Origin of the sequence: Roseateles sp. (assembly GCF_031397715.1) — a bacterium.
In the GTDB taxonomy this organism is placed as follows: domain Bacteria; phylum Pseudomonadota; class Gammaproteobacteria; order Burkholderiales; family Burkholderiaceae_C; genus Paucibacter_A.
Genome location: NZ_JANNMI010000359.1, coordinates 1 through 3,992, shown reverse-complemented (window position 1 = coordinate 3,992; position 3,992 = coordinate 1). Strand labels below are relative to the sequence as shown.

Below are 3,992 nucleotides of genomic sequence, written 5' to 3'. Positions count from 1 at the left end.
CCACCACACACAACGGCCCGAGGTGCTCAAGCGACGCGGGGAGCCAACCGACTACGCCGATCAGATGATTTCCCGGTGAACATCACTTGCGCGACCGCGACACGATCGCGCGGAACGATGCAGAGATCACCAGACAGGGGGAATGGTGCTAGGTAGGCCAACACAGCCGGAACCTTCAGTTGATTGGCGACACAGCCTGCCCCATACTGCATCGCGGCGCTTGATTGTCAGTCTGCTTTGGATGGACCCCAAACAACTTCAGCGAGTGAGGGTCGTCCGATCGGTTTCCCAATGAAGGATTCCCAGTCTTTCATAAGCGCACGTCGTTTCTCAAGCGCGTCACCTCGGCGGTAGGCTGCTTCAACCTTGTTTTCGAGTACGTGAGCCAGGGCTTGTTCCGCGACTTCACGCGGGTGGTTGGTGCGCTCGCCGGCCCAGTCTCTGAATGTTGATCGGAATCCATGCGGCACTGCATCTGCCTTCATCCGCCTCAGGACCTGCGTCAAAGACATATCCGATAGCTGGCCACCCCTTGGCGCTGAAAAGATGAACTCGCTACCTGCGATCTTGGGCATGCGCTCAATCAGTCGGAGAGCGGTTTCCGTTAGCGGAACTCTATGTTCTTTGCCCGCCTTCATGCGATCGGCAGGGATGGTCCAGACTTTGGCCCTCTTATCGATCTCGGCCCAAGTTGCGCCCCGTGTCTCGCCGCTTCGTGCCGCCGTCAAGATGGTGAACTCAAGGGCCAGCGCCGCTGTGCCCTCGCGCTTTCGGAGATCAACCATGAATAGGGGCATGGCGTCGATTGGAAGCGCTCGGTGATGTTCAACCTTTTGAATCTTGCCTGGTGCGGCCAAGAGCTTGTCGAGGTGGCCCTTCCAGCGAGCAGGGTTGTCGCCGATCCGGAAACCACGAACCGTGGCCCAGTCCAGAACGACCTCAAGCCTTCCTCGGAGGCGGGTCGCCGTTTCGGTCTTGACCTTCCAAATGGGTTCGAGGATCTTCAGCACGTGCTCTTGCCCGATATCCTTGATCAACAAGTCACCGATGATCGGGTACGCGTAGTTTTTAAGTGAGCCGTTCCATTGTGAAAGATGCTTTGCACTTTTCCATGTTTCGCCGTGGGCGGTGACGTAGGTTTCGGCCGCAGTTTTGAAAGTGATGGCAGTGGCCTGCTGGGCGCGTAGCTGGCTCGCGGTCTCCCGCTTCCGTTCAATGGGATCAATTCCCTGAGCAATCTCGTCACGGGCCTTCCTGGCGCGTTCCTTGGCCTGAGCCAGAGGAACATCCGGGAATCCACCCAAGCCGATGTGGCGTCTTTTTGTTCCGACCATCACCCGCAATACCCACGATCTCGATCCCGATTCAATGACATAAAGGTACAGACCAGCCACCCCGCCTACGGCGTGATGGCCCGGTTGAGTCAGGCGACCCACCGACAGCGGAGAGAGTTCTTTAGCTTTGCGTGCCATAGGGAAGATGTCGTAAATTTATCTACCATCGTTTCTACCATAGGCTGTCCGATTGCGTTGTATTTAATTGGACGCAGTTGGATCGTAGAATGAGTGTCTCTCCTATGAGAGAGCTAAATTTTGAACGCTTTTGGACGTCGTTGAATTGGATGTAGGGGGACCCCCTCCCATAGAAAAAGCCGCTTTTAAGCGGCCTTTTTTTTGCCCAAAACACGCCAAAAAACGGGACGTTTCCGCAACTCGTTTCCGCTATGGGCACCAGTCCGGAAGGGGGAACGGTGCTAGCAAAAGCTGTTGCTGACCTCGGTTGCCGCTAGCTCACGTCAGCGCCCGGTGCCTTGCCAGCGGCGGATTCTTTGCAAAGTAACGCGCAATTCCAGTGGCGAGTGCCTCGACCAGTTCGGCCTGATAGCTGGGGTCGCGCAGCTTGGCCTCTTCCTCCGGGTTCGAGATAAACGCCGTCTCGACCAGGATGGACGGCACGTCGGGCGCCTTCAAGACCGCAAATCCGGCCTGCTCAACCTGACGCTTGTGCAGATTGCCGACCCGGCCGATCTGGCCCAACACTTCACGGCCGAGCTTGAGGCTGTCCTTGATCTGGGCGGTGGTGCTCATGTCCAACATCGCCCGCAACACGGCCGCGTCTTTGACGGCAACCGCGTTGACGCCGCCGACCAGATCGGCCGCGTTCTCTTTGTTGGCCATCCACTTGGCGGCTTGGCTGCTGGCCGCGCCGTCACTGAGCGCAAATACCGACGCACCGCGCGCCTTGGGCGTGAAAAAGGCGTCGGCATGCAAGGACACAAACAAATCGGCCTGCACGCGCCGCGCCTTGTTGACGCGCTCGTGCAGGGGCACGAAGAAGTCGGCGTCGCGGGTCATCATCACGCGGATATTGGGGTTGCTGTTGAGCCGCTCGCGCAGCTTCAGGCCGATGGCCAACACCACGTCTTTTTCGCGCAGACCGGAGGGCCCCACCGCGCCAGGATCTTCACCACCATGGCCGGGATCAAGTGCGATGACGATCAGGCGGTCCAAGCGGGCCTGATTGACGGTGGGCAGCGGCTCAGATTTGGCCCCGGTCGCCGATGCGGCCGTTCCGCTCGGGAAAGGCGCCAAAGGCACCGGCGTTTGCACCACCAGCGCCGGCGGACTGGGCGGCAGGACAGTGCGCGGCGGTTTGTCGATGCGGCCTATCAATTCACCCAAAGCGTCTTGCACCGATTGAGCCGCACTTTGCTCGGCCTGTTCTTTTTCTTGAATCAAGGCCAGCAAGGGGTCGACGGCTTGCTGCGGGTGCAAGTCAAACACCAGCCGGTGCTGGTAGGCTGCCACGGGTGCTAGCGTGAAGATCTGCGGCGCCACTGGCTGCTTCAAGTCAATCACCAAGCGAACCACCCGCGGCGTGTTTTGGCCGACCCGCACGCCGCCGATAAAGGGGTCATCGGCGCGCACCTTGCCGAGCAGTTCGCGCAGGCCGGCGTTCAGCGCCAGGCCCTCGATATCGATCACCAGGCGGTTGGGCGACTCGACCAGGAAATGCTTGGCCTGCAGCGGCTTGTCGGACTCCAGCGTGACGCGGCTGTAGTCACTGGCCGGCCAGACGCGCACGGCGATGATGCTGCTGAAGGCGGCTGCGGCTTGCGCCAAAGTGGGCAGCCGCAGCGCCAGGGCCAAGGCGCCCATCGCCCGCAAGGCCGCGCGTCTGGCGCTCATGTGCTGGCCTCCAGATGACTCAAAACATCGGCGGCCCAGGCGCTGCCGGCGAGCAGGCGCACGCGGCGGCTGTCGTCCTCAAACACCTCAAGCCAGATTTGCAGATCGGCCGGCGGCAGCACACCGGCGGCCTTCTCGGGCCATTCGCTGAGCTTCAAGCCGGGCGCGGCGAAGATGTCGCGAAAGCCGGCATCTTCCCATTCGCGTGGGTCATTGAAGCGATAGAAGTCGAAGTGGCTCACTTCGCCGATCAGCGGCGAGACAGCGCTCAAGTCATAACTTTCCATCACCGCGTAGCTGGGGCTTTTGATGCGGCCTTCGACGCCCAAGGCGCGCAGCAGATGGCGCACCAGACTGGTCTTGCCGGCGCCGAGCTGGCCGTGCAGCTCGATGCTGGCGTTGACCGGCTCGGTGCCAGCCAACAAGGCCTGGGCAAAAGACTGCGCAAAAGCCTCACAAGCGGCCTCGTTGGGCCAGCGCAGCGGCTGAGTTTCTAGAATGCGCAAATGACCCAAGCTCCACAAAAGTTAGACGACGAGATTGATGCCGGCGCGCTGGCCGAACTGCTGGAGCAGCTGCGCGGCTGGGCGCTTGAGCTTGGATTCTCCCAGATCGGTGTGGCCGATATCGATTTGAGCTCGGCCGAGCCCGGTTTGTTGGCCTGGCTGGAAGCGGGCTTTCACGGCCAGATGCACTATATGCAGGCGCACGGCCTGAAGCGCGCTCGGCCGGCCGAGTTGGTGCCGGGCACGCTGCGGGTGCTGACGGCGCGGATGGACTATCTGCCGCGCGACACCTCGCCCG

The 3,992-nt window shown here is 61.0% G+C and carries 3 protein-coding genes and 1 pseudogene; 1 reads left to right on the top strand and 3 read right to left on the bottom strand.

Features of this window, described 5'->3' with window-relative positions; all coding sequences use genetic code 11:
• Positions 1-227: 227 nt before the first annotated feature.
• From RMO57_RS15680 to tsaE, 3 genes are all read right to left on the bottom strand, one after another.
• A complete protein-coding gene (locus RMO57_RS15680; protein ID WP_310388181.1) occupies positions 228-1,472 on the bottom strand; it encodes a tyrosine-type recombinase/integrase in 1,245 nt (414 codons plus the stop codon).
• A gap of 318 nt (positions 1,473-1,790) precedes the next feature.
• Positions 1,791-3,188, bottom strand: coding sequence for an N-acetylmuramoyl-L-alanine amidase (locus RMO57_RS15675; protein ID WP_310388180.1), 1,398 nt, complete (start codon positions 3,186-3,188; stop codon positions 1,791-1,793).
• Positions 3,185-3,694 carry a tRNA (adenosine(37)-N6)-threonylcarbamoyltransferase complex ATPase subunit type 1 TsaE gene (gene tsaE, locus RMO57_RS15670; RefSeq protein WP_310388178.1) on the bottom strand — a complete coding sequence of 170 codons (510 nt, stop codon included), beginning with the start codon at positions 3,692-3,694 and terminating at the stop codon, positions 3,185-3,187. The genes RMO57_RS15675 and tsaE overlap by 4 nt, the downstream gene beginning before the upstream one ends.
• 69 nt (positions 3,695-3,763) lie before the next feature.
• Here tsaE and RMO57_RS15665 point away from each other — a divergent pair.
• A pseudogene (locus RMO57_RS15665) lies at positions 3,764-3,992 on the top strand (tRNA epoxyqueuosine(34) reductase QueG); the annotation flags it as partial.

Excerpts from the sequence above, each read along its gene's own strand:
- RMO57_RS15680 (WP_310388181.1), bottom strand. The coding sequence starts at position 1,472 with ATGGCACGCAAAGCTAAAGAACTCTCTCCGCTGTCGGTGGGTCGCCTG.
- RMO57_RS15675 (WP_310388180.1), bottom strand. The coding sequence starts at position 3,188 with ATGAGCGCCAGACGCGCGGCCTTGCGGGCGATGGGCGCCTTGGCCCTG.